Annotated in this window: 21 protein-coding genes; 13 read left to right on the plus strand and 8 right to left on the minus strand. The window is 68.9% G+C overall.

What is annotated here, in order from left to right; translation table 11 throughout:
• Positions 1 to 29: 29 nt before the first annotated feature.
• Complete coding sequence (choW, locus tag AACG61_RS09460; protein ID WP_411836885.1) at positions 30 to 878, plus strand: choline ABC transporter permease subunit; 849 nt, start codon at positions 30 to 32, stop codon at positions 876 to 878.
• Positions 875 to 1,879, plus strand: coding sequence for a choline ABC transporter ATP-binding protein (gene choV, locus AACG61_RS09465; protein WP_411836886.1), 1,005 nt, complete (start codon positions 875 to 877; stop codon positions 1,877 to 1,879). Before choW ends, choV begins: the two co-directional genes overlap by 4 nt.
• On the opposite strand, the gene AACG61_RS09470 is transcribed toward choV, so the two are convergent.
• Positions 1,876 to 2,742 carry an ABC transporter permease gene (locus tag AACG61_RS09470; protein WP_411836887.1) on the minus strand — a complete coding sequence of 289 codons (867 nt, stop codon included), beginning with the start codon at positions 2,740 to 2,742 and terminating at the stop codon, positions 1,876 to 1,878. The genes choV and AACG61_RS09470 overlap by 4 nt on opposite strands.
• Positions 2,743 to 2,880: 138 nt before the next feature.
• Between AACG61_RS09470 and AACG61_RS09475 the strand changes: the two genes are divergently transcribed.
• From AACG61_RS09475 to AACG61_RS09485, 3 genes are all read left to right on the plus strand, one after another.
• Positions 2,881 to 4,278: a sugar transporter gene (locus tag AACG61_RS09475; RefSeq protein WP_411836888.1), complete on the plus strand. Its 1,398-nt coding sequence runs from the start codon at positions 2,881 to 2,883 to the stop codon at positions 4,276 to 4,278.
• The gene (locus tag AACG61_RS09480) at positions 4,275 to 4,943 is read left to right on the plus strand and encodes an ABC transporter ATP-binding protein (protein WP_411836889.1); all 669 of its coding nucleotides are present in this window, start codon (positions 4,275 to 4,277) and stop codon (positions 4,941 to 4,943) included. Before AACG61_RS09475 ends, AACG61_RS09480 begins: the two co-directional genes overlap by 4 nt.
• A gap of 109 nt (positions 4,944 to 5,052) precedes the next feature.
• Positions 5,053 to 6,228, plus strand: coding sequence for an NAD-dependent epimerase/dehydratase family protein (locus AACG61_RS09485; protein WP_411836891.1), 1,176 nt, complete (start codon positions 5,053 to 5,055; stop codon positions 6,226 to 6,228).
• A 36-nt stretch (positions 6,229 to 6,264) separates the two neighbouring features.
• Here AACG61_RS09485 and AACG61_RS09490 read toward each other — a convergent pair whose 3' ends face one another.
• A complete protein-coding gene (locus AACG61_RS09490; RefSeq protein WP_411836892.1) occupies positions 6,265 to 7,080 on the minus strand; it encodes an alpha/beta fold hydrolase in 816 nt (271 codons plus the stop codon).
• A gap of 85 nt (positions 7,081 to 7,165) precedes the next feature.
• Complete coding sequence (locus AACG61_RS09495) at positions 7,166 to 7,549, minus strand: DUF2147 domain-containing protein (protein WP_411836893.1); 384 nt, start codon at positions 7,547 to 7,549, stop codon at positions 7,166 to 7,168.
• A gap of 133 nt (positions 7,550 to 7,682) precedes the next feature.
• Between AACG61_RS09495 and hisA the strand changes: the two genes are divergently transcribed.
• The 6 genes from hisA to aat all read left to right on the plus strand — a co-directional run bounded on the left by hisA (position 7,683) and on the right by aat (position 12,217).
• Positions 7,683 to 8,399, plus strand: a complete 717-nt coding sequence (gene hisA, locus AACG61_RS09500; RefSeq protein ID WP_411836894.1) for a 1-(5-phosphoribosyl)-5-[(5-phosphoribosylamino)methylideneamino]imidazole-4-carboxamide isomerase — start codon at positions 7,683 to 7,685, stop codon at positions 8,397 to 8,399.
• A gap of 124 nt (positions 8,400 to 8,523) precedes the next feature.
• Positions 8,524 to 9,285: an imidazole glycerol phosphate synthase subunit HisF gene (hisF, locus tag AACG61_RS09505; RefSeq protein WP_411836895.1), complete on the plus strand. Its 762-nt coding sequence runs from the start codon at positions 8,524 to 8,526 to the stop codon at positions 9,283 to 9,285.
• Positions 9,282 to 9,599, plus strand: coding sequence for a phosphoribosyl-ATP diphosphatase (locus AACG61_RS09510; RefSeq protein ID WP_411836896.1), 318 nt, complete (start codon positions 9,282 to 9,284; stop codon positions 9,597 to 9,599). The genes hisF and AACG61_RS09510 overlap by 4 nt, the downstream gene beginning before the upstream one ends.
• A 107-nt stretch (positions 9,600 to 9,706) precedes the next feature.
• Positions 9,707 to 10,219, plus strand: coding sequence for an acetyl-CoA carboxylase biotin carboxyl carrier protein (gene accB / locus AACG61_RS09515; protein WP_411836897.1), 513 nt, complete (start codon positions 9,707 to 9,709; stop codon positions 10,217 to 10,219).
• Between the two features lie 5 nt (positions 10,220 to 10,224).
• Positions 10,225 to 11,571: an acetyl-CoA carboxylase biotin carboxylase subunit gene (gene accC / locus AACG61_RS09520; protein WP_411836898.1), complete on the plus strand. Its 1,347-nt coding sequence runs from the start codon at positions 10,225 to 10,227 to the stop codon at positions 11,569 to 11,571.
• Between the two features lie 7 nt (positions 11,572 to 11,578).
• Entirely contained in the window at positions 11,579 to 12,217 is a 639-nt protein-coding gene (gene aat, locus AACG61_RS09525; protein ID WP_411836899.1) for a leucyl/phenylalanyl-tRNA--protein transferase, read from the plus strand.
• On the opposite strand, the gene AACG61_RS09530 is transcribed toward aat, so the two are convergent.
• The 5 genes from AACG61_RS09530 to AACG61_RS09550 form a co-directional block, all read right to left on the minus strand.
• Positions 12,198 to 12,551, minus strand: a complete 354-nt coding sequence (locus AACG61_RS09530; RefSeq protein WP_411836900.1) for a DUF2155 domain-containing protein — start codon at positions 12,549 to 12,551, stop codon at positions 12,198 to 12,200. The two genes, aat and AACG61_RS09530, sit on opposite strands and share 20 nt — an antisense overlap.
• Positions 12,548 to 13,027, minus strand: a complete 480-nt coding sequence (locus tag AACG61_RS09535) for an outer membrane lipid asymmetry maintenance protein MlaD (RefSeq protein ID WP_411836901.1) — start codon at positions 13,025 to 13,027, stop codon at positions 12,548 to 12,550. The genes AACG61_RS09530 and AACG61_RS09535 overlap by 4 nt, the downstream gene beginning before the upstream one ends.
• A 1-nt stretch (position 13,028) precedes the next feature.
• Positions 13,029 to 13,403 (minus strand): NADH:ubiquinone oxidoreductase subunit NDUFA12, encoded by a 375-nt coding sequence (locus AACG61_RS09540; RefSeq protein ID WP_411836902.1) that lies wholly within the window; start codon positions 13,401 to 13,403, stop codon positions 13,029 to 13,031.
• Between the two features lie 83 nt (positions 13,404 to 13,486).
• Positions 13,487 to 14,752 carry an ATP-dependent Clp protease ATP-binding subunit ClpX gene (clpX, locus tag AACG61_RS09545; protein ID WP_411836903.1) on the minus strand — a complete coding sequence of 422 codons (1,266 nt, stop codon included), beginning with the start codon at positions 14,750 to 14,752 and terminating at the stop codon, positions 13,487 to 13,489.
• A 163-nt stretch (positions 14,753 to 14,915) separates the two neighbouring features.
• The gene (locus AACG61_RS09550) at positions 14,916 to 15,548 is read right to left on the minus strand and encodes an ATP-dependent Clp protease proteolytic subunit (RefSeq protein WP_411836904.1); all 633 of its coding nucleotides are present in this window, start codon (positions 15,546 to 15,548) and stop codon (positions 14,916 to 14,918) included.
• 154 nt (positions 15,549 to 15,702) lie between these two features.
• Here AACG61_RS09550 and pth point away from each other — a divergent pair, with 154 nt between their 5' ends.
• A complete protein-coding gene (gene pth / locus AACG61_RS09555) occupies positions 15,703 to 16,392 on the plus strand; it encodes an aminoacyl-tRNA hydrolase (RefSeq protein WP_411836905.1) in 690 nt (229 codons plus the stop codon).
• Positions 16,389 to 17,414, plus strand: a complete 1,026-nt coding sequence (locus AACG61_RS09560; protein ID WP_411836906.1) for a DUF2332 domain-containing protein — start codon at positions 16,389 to 16,391, stop codon at positions 17,412 to 17,414. The genes pth and AACG61_RS09560 overlap by 4 nt, the downstream gene beginning before the upstream one ends.
• The last annotated feature ends 4 nt before the right edge of the window (positions 17,415 to 17,418 follow it).

A 17,418-nucleotide genomic window follows, 5' to 3' on the forward strand; every position in this document is an offset into this window, starting at 1 on the left:
GGGCCGTCGAACAGGCGAAGGGTGCAGGCATGGAACAGCTGACCGCGTGGGTCACCGACACCAAGATCCCCGTCGGGCGGACCGCCAAGACCGCCTTCGACTGGCTGAACGCCAATGCGGCGGGGGTCTTCGACGCGGTCTCGACCGTGATGGAGGCGCTGATCGACGCGGTGCTGACCGCGCTGGAGGCGCCCCACCCGTTCCTGTTCATCGCCCTGGCCATGGCGCTGACCTGGGCGCTGCAGCGGCGGATCGGCACCTGCCTGCTGGTGGGTCTGGGCCTGCTCTTCGTGCTGAACCAGGGCTACTGGTCCGAGATGATGCAGTCGCTGACGCTGGTCCTGTCGGCCTGCATCGTCTGCATGGGGCTGGGCGTGCCCATCGGCATCGCCGCCGCCCACCGGCCGCGCCTCTATGCGGCGATGCGGCCGGTGCTGGACCTGATGCAGACGCTGCCGACCTTCGTCTATCTGATCCCGGCCATCGTCTTCTTCGGCATCGGCATGGTGCCGGGGCTGCTGGCCACGGTGATCTTCGTGCTGCCCGCGCCGATCCGCCTGACGCAGCTGGGGATCGCCTCGACGCCCCCCGCGCTGGTCGAGGCCGCGACCGCCTTCGGCGCCACGCCAAGGCAGCTTCTGTGGAAAGTCGAGCTGCCCAGTGCCCTGCCCCAGATCATGGCCGGGCTGAACCAGACGATCATGCTGTCACTGTCCATGGTGGTCATCGCCGCGCTGGTCGGCGCATCGGGCCTGGGCGTGCCGGTGGTGCGGGCGCTGAACAGCGTGAACACCGCCCTGGGCTTCGAATCGGGCATGGTGATCGTGGTCGTGGCGATCCTGCTGGACCGGATGCTGCGCATGGAGGGCCGCAAATGAACGCCGTCGAGTTCGACCGGGTCTGCATCGTCTTCGGCGATCATCCCGACCGCGCCCTGCCCCTGATGGACGAGGGGCTGGAGCGCGGCCCGATCAAGACCGAGACGGGCCAGGTCCTGGGCGTGCACGACTGCACCCTGTCCGTGGCGACCGGAGAGATCCTGGTCCTGATGGGCCTCTCCGGGTCCGGGAAATCCACGCTGCTGCGGGCGGTGAACGCGCTGAACCCGGTCTGTCGCGGAGAGGTCCGCATCCGGCGCGGCGGCCAGATGGTCAGCGTCACCGGCGCGGGCGGCCGCGCGCTGCGCGACATCCGCCTGCGCGACGTGGCCATGGTGTTCCAGCAGTTCGGCCTGCTGCCGTGGCGCAGCGTGCGCGAGAACGTGGGGCTGGGGCTGGAGCTGGCGGGCCTCTCCGCGGCCGAGCGGCGCGAGACGGTGGACCGGCATCTGGCGACCGTGGGCCTGTCGGACTGGGCCGATCGCAAGGTGGGCGATCTGTCGGGCGGCATGCAGCAGCGCGTGGGCCTGGCGCGCGCCTTCGCGACCGAGGCGCCGATCCTGCTGATGGACGAGCCCTTCAGCGCGCTGGACCCGCTGATCCGCGCGCGTCTTCAGGACGAGCTCCTGGAGCTGCAGTCGAAGACCGGGCGCACCATCATCTTCGTCAGCCACGATCTGGACGAGGCCTTCAAGCTGGGCAACCGCATCGCGCTGATGGAGGGGGGGCGCATCGTGCAGGTGGGCACCGCCCGCGACATCATCGCCAACCCGGCCAACGGCTATGTGGCCGATTTCGTGGCGCACATGAACCCGCTCGGCGTGCTGACCGCCGAGGACGTGGCCGAGCCGGGCACCGCCGAGGGCGAGCCGGTGCCGCGCGACATGCCGGTCCGCGCGGTGATGGGCCTTCTGGCCGACCGCCCCGCCCTGCCCGTCGCGGGCGGCGGGCGCATCACGCAGGCGGCGGTGCTGGCGCGGCTGATCGACCCGCGCGGCTAGCTGTTCTGCAGGTCGCGGTGATAGCGCACCAGCAGCCCCAGACCCAGGGCGAACAGCCCCAGACCCAGCCCGAACACATAGACATGGCTGACATAGTCGCCGACATAGCCCGGATAGAACGACCGCCGGATCTGGCCGATCACGTGGATCATCGGGTTCCACCACAGCCAGTCCTGATAGGGCTGCGGCACGTCGTCGAACATGAAGAAGATGCAGGACAGCAGGAAGAAGGGCCGCATCAGGATGGCCCACATCGGCTGCCACCAGCTGACCGCCTCGAACATGAAGCAGTTCATCGCGCCCACGCCGGAGGCCACCACCAGCATCATCGCCATGCCGACCGCGATCGCGTCCAGCTGCGGGTCGGCGCGGCTCTCGGAGGTCAGGTAGATGAAGCCGAAGATCACCGTGGCGACCATGATCTGCGTGACCGCGTTGAACAGGATCCGCGCGACCAGCGCGTCCACGAAGGTCACCGCCGGATAGGACAGCAGCGCCGCCGAATAGCGCACAGATCCCGCGACCTTGCCCGACACGTCCAGATAGCCCATGAACGGCACCATCCCCGTCGCATAGAACAGCGCGAAGCTGGTCCCGATGGGCGGCTGCGCGAAGGCGACCGAGAAGATCGCCGTCAGCAGGATGATGCCGCCCACCGGCTCGGCGATGGCCCAGAAATAGCCGCCGGCGTTGCGGCCGTGGCTGGTCTGCATCTCGCGCAGGATCAGGGCGGCGATGGCGCGCAGGCTGGCGAAGCTGCGATGCTTGCGCACCTCGCGCAGCATGCCGGGGCCGGTCGGCGCACGGCGCTGCGGCAGGGGGGCACCGGTCGGTCCGGCGGGCGGAGGCAAGGTCTGCGTCATGACATCACGGCTTGGGGATCATGGGCGGAGGGGTCGGTCTCCGAGGCGCGATCACGTCTTCGGATCGGTGCTGGAACTGTTCTGCGCGCTTATGTATGACGGCGCCAGCAAGATCAACAAGACAGGCGGGGTAAGCGCATGTCCGCCCAGGACCCGAAATCCGGACCCGACACCACCCAGACCGGCACCGCGTCGGATCCCGCCGTCACGTCCGACGCCCCGGCTCAGGCCCAGGCTCAGGCCCAGACCGAAGCCGGGACCGCGGCCGAAGATCAGCCCAAACCCGCGCGGCAGACGCCCGCACAGGTGCGTCAGGCCCGCGCCAGGGCCGCGGCCCAGGCCGCCCGCGCCAGCCGTCTGCCCCCGCCCACGCCCGAGATGAAGGCCCGCATGCAGGCCGCGCTGGACCAGCCGGTCCTGCCGCCGGCCAGCACGGCGCAGCTGAAGCGCCGCCATTACGGCATGGCGCTGAGCTTCGTGCTGGTCGTGCTGCTGCCGGCGCTGCTGAGCGCGGCCTACATCTACACGCGCGCGGCCGATCAGTACGCCTCCTATGTCGGCTTCTCGGTGCGCAGCGAATCCGCGCCCAGTGCGACGGATGTGCTGGGGGGCATCGGCTCGCTGGTGGGGGTCACCTCCAGTTCGACCAGCGACACCGACATCCTCTACAAGTTCATCCAGAGCCGCGACCTGGTCGAGCGGGTGAACCAGCGCATCGACCTGCGCGCGGTCTGGTCCAAGGCACCGGGTGATCCGGTCTTCGGATTCAGCGGCGGCGACGCGCTGGAGGATCTGGTCGACGAATGGGAGCGCAAGGTCCGCATCCATTACGACAACGGCATGATCGACCTGCGCATCCTGGCCTTCGAGCCGCAGGACGCGCAGGACATCGCGGTCGCCATCCTCGAGGAGGGCGGCATCCTGATCAACCAGCTGAACGACATCGCCCGCGAGGACGCGCTGCGCTATGCCCGCGACGAGCTGGAGCGGGCCGAGGACCTGCTGCGCGAGGCGCGCCAGAACGTGACCGAGTTCCGCAACCGCTATCAGCTGGTCGATCCGGTGGCCGACGTGCAGGGCCAGATCGGCGTCGTCACCTCGCTCCAGCAGCAGCTGGCCGAGCAGCTGGTGGCCCTGGGCCTCCTGCGCGCCAACGCGCAGGACGGTGACCCGCGCATCGCCCAGAGCGAGCTGCGCATCCAGATCATCCGCGACCAGATCGATGCCGAGCGGCAGAAGTTCGGCTCGACCGGCGGCGAGGAGGCCCTCTCCGACGTCGTGGGCGAGTTCGAGATCCTGACCGTGGACCGCCAGTTCGCCGAGACCTCCTACACCGCAGCCCTGGCCAGCTTCGAGAGCGCCCGCGCCGAGGCCGTGCGCCAGTCGCGCTATCTGGCGCCCTACATCCGCCCGACCCTGGCGCAGGAGGCCGAGTTCCCGCAGCGCGAGCGCCTGATCCTGATGATCGCGGGCTTCCTGGCGCTGTTCTGGGTCATCGGCAGCCTGATGTTCTACAGCCTGCGCGACCGGCGATGATCCATCTGCAGAACCTCTCCAAGACCTACACGCTGAACGGCAAGCACAAAGTGGTGGCCGACAACATCACCGCGACCTTTCCGTCCGGCGTGTCGGTCGCGCTTCTGGGGCGCAACGGGGCGGGGAAATCCTCGCTGCTGCGGATGATCTCGGGGGCGATGCTGCCCAGCTCGGGCAAGGTCCTGTCCACGGGGACGATCAGCTGGCCGGTGGGCTTCGCCGGGTCGTTCAGCAAGGAGCTGACCGGAGAGCAGAACTGCCGCTTCGTCGCGCGCGTCTATGGCGTGGACACGGACGAGCTGCTGCATTTCGTCGAGGATTTCGCCGAGCTGGGCGACCATTTCCGCATGCCGATCCGCACCTATTCCTCGGGAATGCGGTCGCGGCTGGCCTTCGGGCTGTCCATGGCGGTGCCCTTCGACACCTATCTGGTGGACGAGGTCTCGGCCGTGGGGGACGCGGCCTTCAAGGCCAAGTCGAACCGCGTCTTCAACGAGCGCATGTCCAAGGCCGGCGCCATCGTGGTGGCCCATTCGATGGGCCTCCTGCGCCAGATCTGCCACATGGGCGCGGTGCTGGAGAAGGGTCGCCTGACCTTCTACGCCGATGTCGAGGAGGCGATCGAGGCGCATATGGCCAACATGCAGCCCGGCGCCTCCGGCTGATCCCTGCCGGTTTCGTGACGCTTTAACGTCGCTGCACGATGCGCACTGGCGCGGCAACTCTGTGCCCTATATTGATCCGAATGAATTGGACCCATTCGCAAGGCATATCATGAAGATCATCGTTCTGGGCGGAGACGGCTTCTGCGGCTGGCCCACGGCCCTGCACCTGTCGGCCCGCGGCCATGAGGTTGTGATCGTGGACAACCTTTCGCGCCGCAAGATCGACGTCGAGCTGGAGGTGACCTCGCTGACCCCGATCCGTCCTCTGGGAGAGCGTCTGCGCGCCTGGACCGAGGTCTCCGGCAAGGCGATCCGCGCGGTGGATCTGACCGTGGGCCAGGATTTCGACCGCCTCCTGGACCTGCTGGCAGAGGAGCGTCCCGACGCCATCGTGCATTTCGCCGAACAGCGCGCCGCGCCCTATTCGATGAAATCGGCCCGCCACAAGCGCTATACGGTGAACAACAACCTGAACGCGACGCATGACGTGCTGGCCGCCATCGTCGAATCGGGTCAGGACATCCATCTGGTGCATCTGGGCACGATGGGCGTCTATGGCTACGGCACCGCGGGCATGAAGATCCCCGAGGGTTATCTGGACATCACGGTCCAGACCGCGAACGGCCCCCACAGCCAGCAGATCCTGTACCCGGCCAATCCGGGCAGCATCTATCACATGACCAAGACGCAGGATCAGCTGTTCTTCTTCTATTACGCCAAGAATGATGGGCTGCGCATCACCGACCTGCATCAGGGCATCGTCTGGGGCACCCAGACCGCCGAGACGCAGATGGACGACCGGCTGATCAACCGCTTCGACTATGACGGCGATTACGGCACCGTGCTGAACCGGTTCCTGATGCAGGCGGCCATCGGCTATCCGCTGACCGTGCATGGCACGGGCGGGCAGACCCGCGCCTTCATCCACATCCAGGACACCTGCCGCTGCATCGAGCTGGCGATCCAGACCCCGCCCGCCCGCGGCGACCGCGTGCGTATCCTGAACCAGATGACCGAGACGCATCGCGTGCGCGACCTGGCGCAGATGATCGCGGCGCAGACCGGGACCGAGGTCGCGCATCTGCGCAATCCGCGCAACGAGGCCGACGAGAACGACCTGCATGTCGTGAATGACGGTTTCCTGGGGCTGGGCCTGAAGCCGATCACCCTGGCCGAGGGGCTTCTGGCCGAGGTCCGCGACGTGGCCCGCCGCTATGCCGACCGCTGCGACCGGGACAAGATCCCCTGCGTGTCGCAATGGCGCGCGGCGCAGGCGGCGGAGTGACGGAACGGGGCGGGTCCAAGGCCCGCCCCGATCCCCTCAGGCCAGGAACGCCTTCAGGTCGTCCAGCAGCCGGTCGGCGTGGGTCGCGCCCAGACCGTGAGGGGCGCCGTCATATTCGATCAGCCGGGCGGCGGGCAGCATGCGCGCCATCCGGCGGGCGGTGGCGTCGATCGGCACGATCTTGTCGGCCGTGCCATGCACGATCAGCGTCGGCAGGGTGATGCCCGCGACATCGGCGCTGAAATCGGTCATGCCGAAGGCGGTCACGCATTCCAGCGTCGCGCGGGGGCTGGCCATCATCGCCATGCCCTGCGTCCAGTCCAGCGCCGCATCGCTGACGCCGCTCATCAGGCCCTGACCGTAGAAATCCTTGAAGAACCCGCGCAGGAAGGCGGGGCGATCCTTGCGCAGCCCGTCGCGCATCCCCTCGAACAGGTCGGCCGTGGCGCCCTCGGGATTGGCCTCCGATTTCAGCAGCCCCGGCGCGACCGAGGCGATGAAGGCCAGCCGCCCGACCCCGCGCGCCCCATGCCGCGAGACATAGCGCGCGACCTCTCCGCCGCCCATGGAAAAGCCCACGATGGCCGCGTCCTGCACGCCGGTCGCCTCGATCACCGCGGCGAGGTCGTCGGCCAGCGTGTCATAGTCGTAGCCGTCCCACGGCTGATCCGACCGGCCAAAGCCGCGCCTGTCATAGCTGATGACGCGATGCCCGGCCTCGGCCAGGCCCACGGCCTGCGTCTCCCAGCTGTCGGCATTCAGCGGCCAGCCGTGAATCAGGACGACCGGTCGCCCCTCGCCCCAGTCCTTGACGTAAAGCTGCGTGCCGTCGCGGGCGGAAATCATCGGCATGGTGGTTCTCCCCTGGCTGCCGTTCACAGGGGGAACGTGCCGCGGGACGGTCGGGTTGCCAACCCCCCGCGACCGTGATCGCGCGCTACTGCACCCGCGCCCAGGTCTGGCTGCTGCACAGCAGCCCGCCCGCGACGCAGCCCGACAGGCTCATGCGGTCGCCCGCGACGCTGGCCTTGCCGCGGTAGATCTTGTCGTTCGACGGGCGCCAGACGCGGCCGGCATAGTCGGCGCCGCCCTGGGGGGCCATGTCGATGATGATCTGGCGGCCCAGATTGGGCGACTGATATTCCGCATTGTCGCGGAAGGTGCGGGTGATCGTGCCGCAGAAGGCCCCGCCGCAGGGGGCGACGGTGACATGGGCGAAGGCGCCCTCGTCGGGCTGGGTCTGCCAGACACCCTCGATCGGGTCGGCGGCGGCGGCTCCGGCGCTCAGCGCGAGGGCCGCGGCCAGAATGAAGTGACGCATGAAACTCTCCTCCTCAGGATGCGCCCAGACTGCGCGCGCGCCCCCCCGTCCGGCAAGCATGACGTCAGGTCCCTTGCCGATCCGACCCGCCCCGTGGCAAAGGGGGCGCGACCGACAGACCGGAGCGCGTGACATGATCCTCTACCCCGCCATCGACCTCAAGGACGGCCAATGCGTGCGCCTGCTGCGCGGCGACATGGAGGCGGCGACCGTCTTCGGCAGCGATCCGGCGGCCCAGGCCCGCGCGTTCCAGGACGCGGGCGCGCAGTGGCTGCATCTGGTGGACCTGAACGGCGCCTTCGCGGGGCAGCCCGTGAACGCGGCAGCGGTCGAGGCGATCCTGGCGCGCGTCACCGTGCCCGCGCAGCTGGGCGGCGGCATCCGCGACATGGCCACGATCGAGACCTGGCTCACGCGCGGCCTGGAGCGCGTCATCCTCGGCACGGTCGCGGTCGAGAACCCCGATCTTGTGCATGAGGCCGCCCGCGCCTTCCCGGGCCGCATCGCCGTGGGCATCGACGCCCGCGCGGGCCGCGTCGCCACCCGGGGCTGGGCGACCGAGACCGACATCGACGCCACCGACCTGGCCCGGCGCTTCCAGGACGCGGGCGTGGCCGCGATCATCTATACCGACATCGACCGCGACGGTGCGATGGGCGGCCCCAACGTGGCCGCGACCGAGGCACTGGCCCGCGCCGTCTCCATCCCCGTCATCGCCTCGGGCGGCGTCTCTTCGCTGGACGACCTGCAGGCGCTGGCGGCGACCGGCGTCATTGCCGGGGCCATCTCGGGCCGCGCGCTCTATGACGGCGCCATCGACCTGAAGCAGGCGCTGCACGCCCTCGCCTGACCCTTCTTCTTCACGGAAAATATCCCGGGGGGGGCCGCGGCACGCGGCGGGGGGCAGAGCCCCCCTCTGGCCCAACGGCCCTCACCGCGCTAGAACAGCCCTGAACCAGACAAAGGCCCAAGCGATGCTCAAGACCCGCATCATCCCCTGCCTGGACGTGGCCGATGGCCGCGTGGTCAAGGGCGTGAACTTCGTCGACCTGCGCGATGCGGGCGATCCGGTCGAGGCCGCGCGCGCCTATGACGCCGCCGGCGCCGACGAGATCTGCTTTCTGGACATCCATGCCACGCACGAGAACCGCGGCACGATGTTCGACTTGGTGACCCGGACGGCCGAACAGTGCTTCGTGCCCCTGACGGTCGGCGGCGGGGTGCGAACGCATCACGACGTCCGCGCGCTGCTGCTGGCGGGGGCCGACAAGGTCAGCTTCAATTCCGCCGCCGTGGCCGACCCGGACGTGGTTGCCGCCGCCGCCGACCGCTTCGGCAGCCAGTGCATCGTGGTGGCCATCGACGCCAAGACCGTCGCCCCCGGCCGGTGGGAGATCTTCACCCATGGCGGGCGCAAGCCGACGGGCATCGACGCCGTCGACTTCGCCCGCCTGGTCGAGAGCAAGGGCGCCGGGGAGATCCTGCTGACCTCCATGGACCGGGACGGCACGCGGGCGGGCTTCAACCTGGCCCTGACGCGGGCCATCGCCGATGCGGTGGGCATCCCCGTGATCGCCTCGGGCGGGGTCGGCACGCTGGACCATCTGGTCGAGGGCGTCACCGAAGGCCGCGCCAGCGCCGTGCTTGCCGCCAGCATCTTCCATTTCGGCACCCATACCATCGCCGAGGCCAAGGCCCATATGGCAGCGGCGGGCATTCCCATGAGGCTGACATGAGCGCGATCCACCGCCTGGCCGCGACCGTCAAGGCGCGTCGCGGCGCCGATCCCGACAGCAGCTGGACCGCCAAGCTTCTGGCCAAGGGCCCCGAGAAATGCGCCGAGAAGTTCGGCGAGGAGGCCGTCGAGGCGATCATCGAGGCGGTCAAGGGCGACCGCGACCGGCTGACCTCCGAGGCGGCCGACGTGATCTTTCACCTTCTGGTCATGCTGGCTGCGCGCGACGTGACGCTCGAGGATGTCGAGGCCGAGCTGGCCCGGCGCGAGGGAACCTCGGGCCTGGCCGAAAAGGCCGCCCGCCCCGGCGCCTGAGCGCGCAAAACGCGAGGGGACCCTTCCCCTTGGGCACGCACAACGGCTATAAGCCCTGCAATCGCCGCACAGGGATGCGGCCCGACCAGAACACGGCAGAGGATGGCATGAGCAACGATTCCCACCACGACAAGCACCACGAGGGCGACGTGGCCTTCATCCGCTCGCTGGCCGAGCTGCTGAACGCGAGCGAGCTGAACGAGATCCAGGTCAAGCGCGAATACGGCGAGCATGACCGCCTGACCGTCAGCCTGACCAAGCAGGGCAAGCAGGTCGTCTATGCCCAGGCCCAGGCCCCCGCCGCACAGGCGCCGGCGCAGGCCCCCGCCGCGGCACCCGCCGCTGCCGCAGCCGCCCCGGCGGCCGCCGCCGATCCCGCCAGCCTGCCCGGCGCGGTCACCTCGCCCATGGTCGGCACCGCCTATCTGGCCGCCGAGCCGGGCGCGGCACCCTTCGTCGCGGTCGGGCAGACCGTGGCCGAGGGCGACACGCTGATGATCGTCGAGGCGATGAAGACCATGAACCACATCCCCGCCCCCCGCGCGGGCACCGTGCGGCGCATCCTGATCGACGACGGCACCCCGGTCGAATTCGGCACGCCCCTGATGATCGTCGAGTGACGCCGATGTTCGACAAGATCCTCATCGCCAACCGCGGCGAGATCGCGCTGCGCGTGATCCGCGCCTGCCGCGAGATGGGCATCGCCTCGGTCGCGGTCCATTCGACCGCCGATGCCGATGCGATGCATGTCCGCATGGCCGACGAATCGGTCTGCATCGGCCCGCCCTCTTCGGCCCAGAGCTATCTGTCCATGCCCGCGCTGATCTCCGCCTGCGAGATCACCGGCGCGCAGGCGATCCATCCGGGCTACGGCTTCCTGTCCGAGAACGCTGGCTTCGTGCAGATGCTGGAAGATCACGACATCACCTTCATCGGCCCGCGCGCGGAGCACATCCGCATCATGGGTGACAAGATCACCGCCAAGGACACGATGAAGGCCTTGGGCGTGCCCTGCGTGCCCGGCAGCGACGGCGGCGTGAACGACGTCGACGAGGCCAAGCGCGTGGCCGCCCAGATCGGCTATCCGGTCATCATCAAGGCCACGGCGGGCGGCGGCGGCCGCGGCATGAAGGTCGCGCAGGACGAGGCGGGCCTGGAGGTCGCCTTCCGCACCGCGCGCTCCGAGGCCAAGGCCGCCTTCGGCAACCCCGACGTCTATCTGGAGAAGTACCTCCAGCGTCCGCGCCATATCGAGATCCAGGTCTTCGGCGACGGAAAGGGCCGCGCCGTCCATCTGGGAGAGCGCGACTGTTCGCTGCAGCGCCGCCACCAGAAGGTGCTGGAGGAGGCCCCCGGCCCCGCCATCACGCCCGAGCAGCGCGCCCGCATCGGCAAGGTCTGCGCGGATGCCGTGGCCAAGATCGGCTATTCCGGCGCCGGTACGATCGAGTTCCTGTTCGAGGACGGCGAGTTCTACTTCATCGAGATGAACACCCGCCTGCAGGTGGAGCATCCGGTGACCGAGGCGATCTTCGGCGTGGACCTGGTGCGCCAGCAGATCCGCGTCGCGGCGGGCCTGCCGATGGAGTTCCACCAGGAGGACCTGGTGATCAACGGCCATTCGATCGAGGTGCGCATCAACGCCGAGAAGGTCCCGACCTTCTCGCCCTGCCCCGGCAGGATCACCCAGTATCACGCCCCGGGCGGTCTGGGCGTTCGGATGGATTCGGCGCTCTATCAGGGCTATTCGATCCCGCCCTATTACGACAGCCTGATCGGCAAGCTGATCGTGCATGGCCGCGACCGCGACGAGGCACTGGCCCGCCTGTCGCGCGCCCTGGGCGAGCTGATCGTGGACGGGGTCGACACCACCGTGCCGCTGTTCCGCGACCTGCTGGCCGAGCCGGACATCCAGTCGGGCAACTACTCGATCCACTGGCTGGAACGCTGGCTGGCCCAGCACTACAGCTAAGGCGGCGATGCTGACCCCCGCGCAACTGCTGGCCGGCTATGCGCGCGGGGTGTTCCCCATGGCCGAAAGCGCGGATGACGACCGCCTCTACTGGTTCGATCCGCCGATGCGCGGGGTCCTTCCAGTGGGCGGCGTGCATGCCGCGCGCTCGCTGCGCCGCGACCTGCGGCGCGGCGGGTGGAGCGCGCATCTGGACGGCGACTTCGACCGGGTCGTCGCGGCCTGCGCGGATCGCGAGACGACCTGGATCAACGCCCCGCTGGCCGACCTCTACCACCGCCTGCACCGCGCGGGGCATGCCCATGCGATCGAGATCCGGCATGACGGCGCCTTCGCCGGGGGCATCTTCGGGGTCACCCTGGGCGGGGCGTTCTTCGGGGAATCCATGGTGTCGCGGCGCCGGAACGGGTCGCGCATGGCGCTGCTCTGGACCTCGGCCCATCTGGCGCGCTGCGGATTCCGGCTGTTCGACACGCAGTTCCTGACGCCACATCTGGCGCGCATGGGCGGGGTGGAGATTCCGCGTGCGGTCTATCGCAAGCGTCTGTCGGCGGCCTTGGCGCTGCAGGCCGATTTCCTGGCCCATCCCCTTCCGGACGCGGATGCGCTGCTGGCCGGGCTACCGGTCAGGTCTGACAGCTCATGACCCAGACATCATAGCGCGCATCGTCCAGCGCCGACAGGGCCGGAGAGCTGGCGATCATCCAGCCGCTGAACACGGTGGTGTTCTGGCGCAGATCGGTGATGGTCAGCTGCGCGAAGGCATCCGAGCTGGGATCGCCGGCCGGATAGCGGCACTCGCCGAGCCTGATCTCCAGGCGGCCGTAACGCACCGCCTCGCCGACCGCCAGAGGCAGGTCGGTCGTGCGTCCCGAAACCTTGTCCAGCCCCCGAAGCATGGCCCCCGAGGCGCGGACGCCGTCCTGGGCGGCAGCCGCCGCGGGCAGCAGGCACAGGACAGTCGCAAGGGCGCGGATCATGGGGCGTCGCCGTCGTCGGCGGACTGGCTGTCCACGAATTTCAGCATCAGCTGCAGCAGGCTGACGGCGCCCTGAACGTCCTCGATCTCGTCTCCGGGACCCAGGTTGTCGGGGCTTCCGCCCGGCTGCAGCTGGATATAGGCGCCGCCCAGCAACCCGTCCGACTGGATCAGCGCCGCGCTGTCGGAGGGCAGGACGATGTCCGCCGGGATCGTCAGGACCGCATCGGCCAGATAGGTCTCGGGGTTCAGCCGGACATCGCTGACGCGACCGATGCGGACGCCGGCCAGTCGCACCTCGGTCCCGACCGCGACCCCGTCGACATCGGGAAAGGAGGCGGTCACGTCGTAACCGTCGCCCCGCTGGACCTGCCCCTGCGCGGCCCAAGCCAGAAAACCGGCCGCCACGGCAAGGACGATTGCGCCGGCGATCAGTTCGGCGCGGGCATCCGACCCCTGTCCCGTGGTGGCGGACATCCTATTCGGGACGCCACGCATCGTAATCGCTGCGCACCGCGGGCTGCGCCCGGTACAGCGATCCGGCCGGAACATAGGCGCCCGGCGTGCCGGTCAGGTTCGGCTGATGCGGCGTCTCCCACGGCTTGTGGGCCAGGGGAACCTCGGTCGGCGGCTCGTTCCAGGTGTGGTGCAGCCAGCCGTGCCATTCGGGGCTGATCTTGCTGGCCTCGGATTCGGCCTTGTAGATCACCCAACGGCGCTTGCCGTCCTTGCTGCTGTAGAAGACGTTGCCCTGCGGGTCCTCGCCGACCTTCACGCCATGGCGCCAGGTGAAGAACTGGGTGTTGAGCGTCTGGCTGTTCCACCAGGTCAGAAAACGCAGCATGAACGACATCGACGGAACCCTCAGCGATCAGATTTGCCCTTGGCATATGCCCCAGATCCCGCGCAAGGTCCAGCCATGCGCGGGTATCGGGATCATCCGGCCGACGCGCTTTCCTTCTTCGCGTCGACATGGATCAGCAGGGGCTTGGCGGCGGCGTTCTCGACCGCCTCGTCGTTCACGACGACCTCCTGCACGCTGTCCATGCCAGGCAGTTCGAACATGGTGTCCAGGAGGATCTCCTCCATGATCGACCGCAGACCGCGGGCGCCGGTCTTGCGCTTGATCGCGCGCTTGGCGATGGCGGTCAGGGCGTCCTCGGTGAAGGTCAGCTGCACGCCCTCGAGGTCGAACAGGCGCTGATACTGCTTGACCAGGGCGTTCTTCGGCTTGGTCAGGATGATGATCAGCGCTTCCTCGTCCAGGTCGGTCAGGGTCGCGATCACCGGCAGACGGCCGACGAATTCCGGGATCAGGCCGAACTTCAGCAGGTCTTCGGGCTCGAGCTCCTTGAACAGCTCGCCCACGCCCTGGTCGGTGTTCTCCTTGACCGAGGCGCCGAAGCCCATCGCCGTGCCCTTGTTGCGCTGCGCGATGATGCGGTCCAGACCGGCGAAGGCGCCGCCGCAGATGAACAGGATGTTGGTCGTGTCCACCTGCAGGAACTCCTGCTGGGGATGCTTGCGGCCGCCCTGGGGCGGGACGCTGGCGACCGTGCCCTCCATGATCTTCAGCAGGGCCTGCTGCACGCCCTCGCCCGACACGTCGCGGGTGATGGACGGGTTGTCGGACTTGCGCGTGATCTTGTCGACCTCGTCAATGTAGACGATGCCGCGCTGCGCGCGTTCGACGTTGTATTCGCTGGCCTGCAGCAGCTTCAGGATGATGTTCTCGACATCCTCGCCCACATAACCGGCCTCGGTCAGCGTGGTCGCGTCGGCCATGGTGAAGGGCACGTCCAAGATGCGCGCCAGCGTCTGCGCCAGCAGCGTCTTGCCGCAGCCGGTCGGCCCGATCAGCAGGATGTTCGACTTTGCCAGCTCGATATCGGTCTTGGAGCCGTGGTTCAGCCGCTTGTAGTGGTTGTGGACAGCCACCGACAGGACGCGCTTGGCATGCTCCTGCCCGATGACATAATCGTCCAGGACGCCGCAGATCTCGCGCGGGGTCGGCACGCCGTCTCCGGACTTCAGACCGCTGGTCTTGGTCTCCTCGCGGATGATGTCCATGCACAGCTCGACGCATTCGTCGCAGATGAACACGGTCGGTCCCGCGATCAGCTTGCGGACCTCGTGTTGGCTCTTGCCGCAAAAGCTGCAGTAGAGCGTGTTCTTGCTGTCGCTGCCGGACTGGTTCGCCATCGTCCATTTCCTTGACTGCCGCCGCGCGGGTGTCGCGCGGCGGGCGGCTGCGGGTCCGTTGCCCCGCACACCGCCTTTTCGGATATCCCGCGCCGGATCGGCCGGCGCAGGTCGTTCACGTCATGTTACGGGCGCGCCGGTCCCGTCACAATCCCCAACGCGGCTATTTCTTCTCGGGGACGGCCTTGCCGCGCGGCGCCAGGACCTCGTCGATCAGGCCCCATTCCTTCGCCTCGTCGGGCGACATGAAGCGGTCGCGCTCCAGCGCCTGCTCGACCTCGTCCAGGGTCCGGCCGGTATGGGTGACGTAGATCTCGTTCAGGCGGCGCTTCAGCTTCTCGGTCTCGCGGGCGTGGATCAGGATGTCGGTCGCCTGACCCTGATAGCCGCCGGAGGGCTGGTGGACCATCACGCGGCTGTTGGGCAGCGAATAGCGCAGCCCAGGCTCGCCCGCGGCCAGCAGGAGCGACCCCATCGAGGCGGCCTGTCCGACCACCAGCGTGGACACGCGCGGCTTGATGTATTGCATGGTGTCATAGATCGACAGGCCCGAGGTCACGACACCGCCGGGGCTGTTGATGTACATGCTGATGTCCTTGGACGGGTTCTCCGCCTCCAGGAACAGCAGCTGCGCGCAGATCAGCGTGGACATGCCGTCATGGACGGGCCCCGAGACGAAGATGATCCGTTCCTTGAGCAGCCGCGAGAAGATGTCATAGGCCCGCTCCCCGCGCGAGGTCTGTTCGACCACCATGGGAACGAGGGTGTTCATGTAGAATTCTGCCGGATCGCTCATCGTCTGTCCTTGCCTTTACGTCCCTGTCCCCGCGATTCGTCCGGGCCTGAACCCCTGTCTTAGCCGCGATAGGTTGACAGAGTCTTAGTAACGGGCAAGGACAGCCGCAAGGGATGGAACGCAAATCGCCCGGCCGTCCGGGCAGGAGGCAGCGATGAAGCTGATCGTGGGGCTGGGCAATCCCGGCGCGAAATATGCGGCGAACCGCCACAATATCGGCTTCATGGCGCTGGACCGCATCGCCTCCGATCACGGCCTGTCGCCTTGGCGCGCGCGCTTCCAGGGGCTGACGGCGGAGGGCAGGCTGGGCGACATGCGGGTCACGCTGCTCAAGCCGCAGACCTTCATGAACCTGTCCGGGCAGTCCGTGGGCGAGGCGATGCGCTATCTGAAGCTGACGCCGGCGGATGTCATCGTCCTGCATGACGAGCTGGACCTGGCCCCCGGCAAGGCGCGGGTCAAGCAGGGCGGCGGCCATGCGGGCCATAACGGGTTGCGCTCGATCCACCAGCATATCGGGGCGGATTACGGCCGCGTCAGGCTGGGCATCGGGCATCCGGGGCACAAGGACCGCGTCGCGCCCTATGTGCTGTCGGATTTCGCCAAGGCCGAGGAGGCCTGGCTGGACGACCTGATGCGCGGCATCTCGGACGGGGCGGCGGCGCTGGCGGCGGGCGACGCGGGGCGCTTCCAGAACGCGGTCGCGAACCGCACCGCCCCCGCGCGCAACAGCGGAACCGAGCCCCCTGCCCCGAAACCCGCCGCCAAACCGCAGCCCGAACCCGCCCCGCAGCCCGCGACCCTGTCGGACCGCCTGCGCGCCTTGGGCGAGCGGTTCAAGTGAGCGTCGATCAGGCCTTTGCCCACCAGGCGCGGGCCTGCGCGGCGCTCGGCTCGCCGCTGACGGCAGGGCTGTGCCGGACGCTGCCGCAGGTGCTGACCGGCGGCCCGGTCGCCGCGCGTGTGTGGGACTGGCCGGGCGATCCGTCCACGGCGGCGGATTCCCTGCCGCTGCGGCTCTGCGGCGCGCTGCATGCGCTGGTGCTGACGGGGGCCGATGCGCCGCTGGCGGCGGCCTATGCCGCAGGCGCGGTACCGGCGGACCTGCTGGCGCGGGTGCTGCACGATCACGCAGGCCACATCCTGTCTTGGCTGGACAGCCCCCCGCAGACCAATGAGGTCGCCCGCGCCGCGGCCCTGATCGGAGCGGCGCGCCTTCTGAAGACGCTGACCCTCCTGCCGCTGCGCCTGCTGGAGCTGGGCGCCTCGGCGGGGCTGAACCTGAACTTCGACCGCTATCATCTGGGCGCGGAGGGTGCGGGCGTCGTCCTGACCCCGGACTGGCGCGGCACCATGCCGCAAGGCGCGATCACGGTCGCCAGCCGACGCGGCGTGGACCTGAACCCGCTGGACCCAGAACGCGACGGGCTGAGGCTGATGGCCTATTGCTGGGCCGACCAGCAGGACCGTCTGACGCGGCTGCGCGCGGCGCTGGACCTGGCGCGGCGCGACCCGCCGCCGGTGGACCGGGGCGATGCCGGGGCGTGGCTGGCCGCGCAGCTGGCCGATCCGGCCGCGGGGCGGCTGACGCTGGTCTATCACACCGTCGCCGCGCAGTATTTTCCGCCTGCCACCCGGCAGGCCTGTCACGACGCACTGGAACGGGCGGGCCGGACCGCGACCGCCGCGGCGCCGGTGGCGCATCTGCGGATGGAGGCCGATGGCGGCGAGGGCGCGGCGCTGGACCTGACGCTGTGGGACGGGACGCGGCGCGACTGGTCCCTGGGGCGCGCCGATTTCCACGGGCGCTGGATCGACTGGCGGCCGACGCTCTTCGATCTTTCCCCCGCGCCCGACCCGGCATAGGCTG

It is taken from the genome of Paracoccus sp. ME4, assembly GCF_046736325.1.
Classification (GTDB): domain Bacteria; phylum Pseudomonadota; class Alphaproteobacteria; order Rhodobacterales; family Rhodobacteraceae; genus Paracoccus.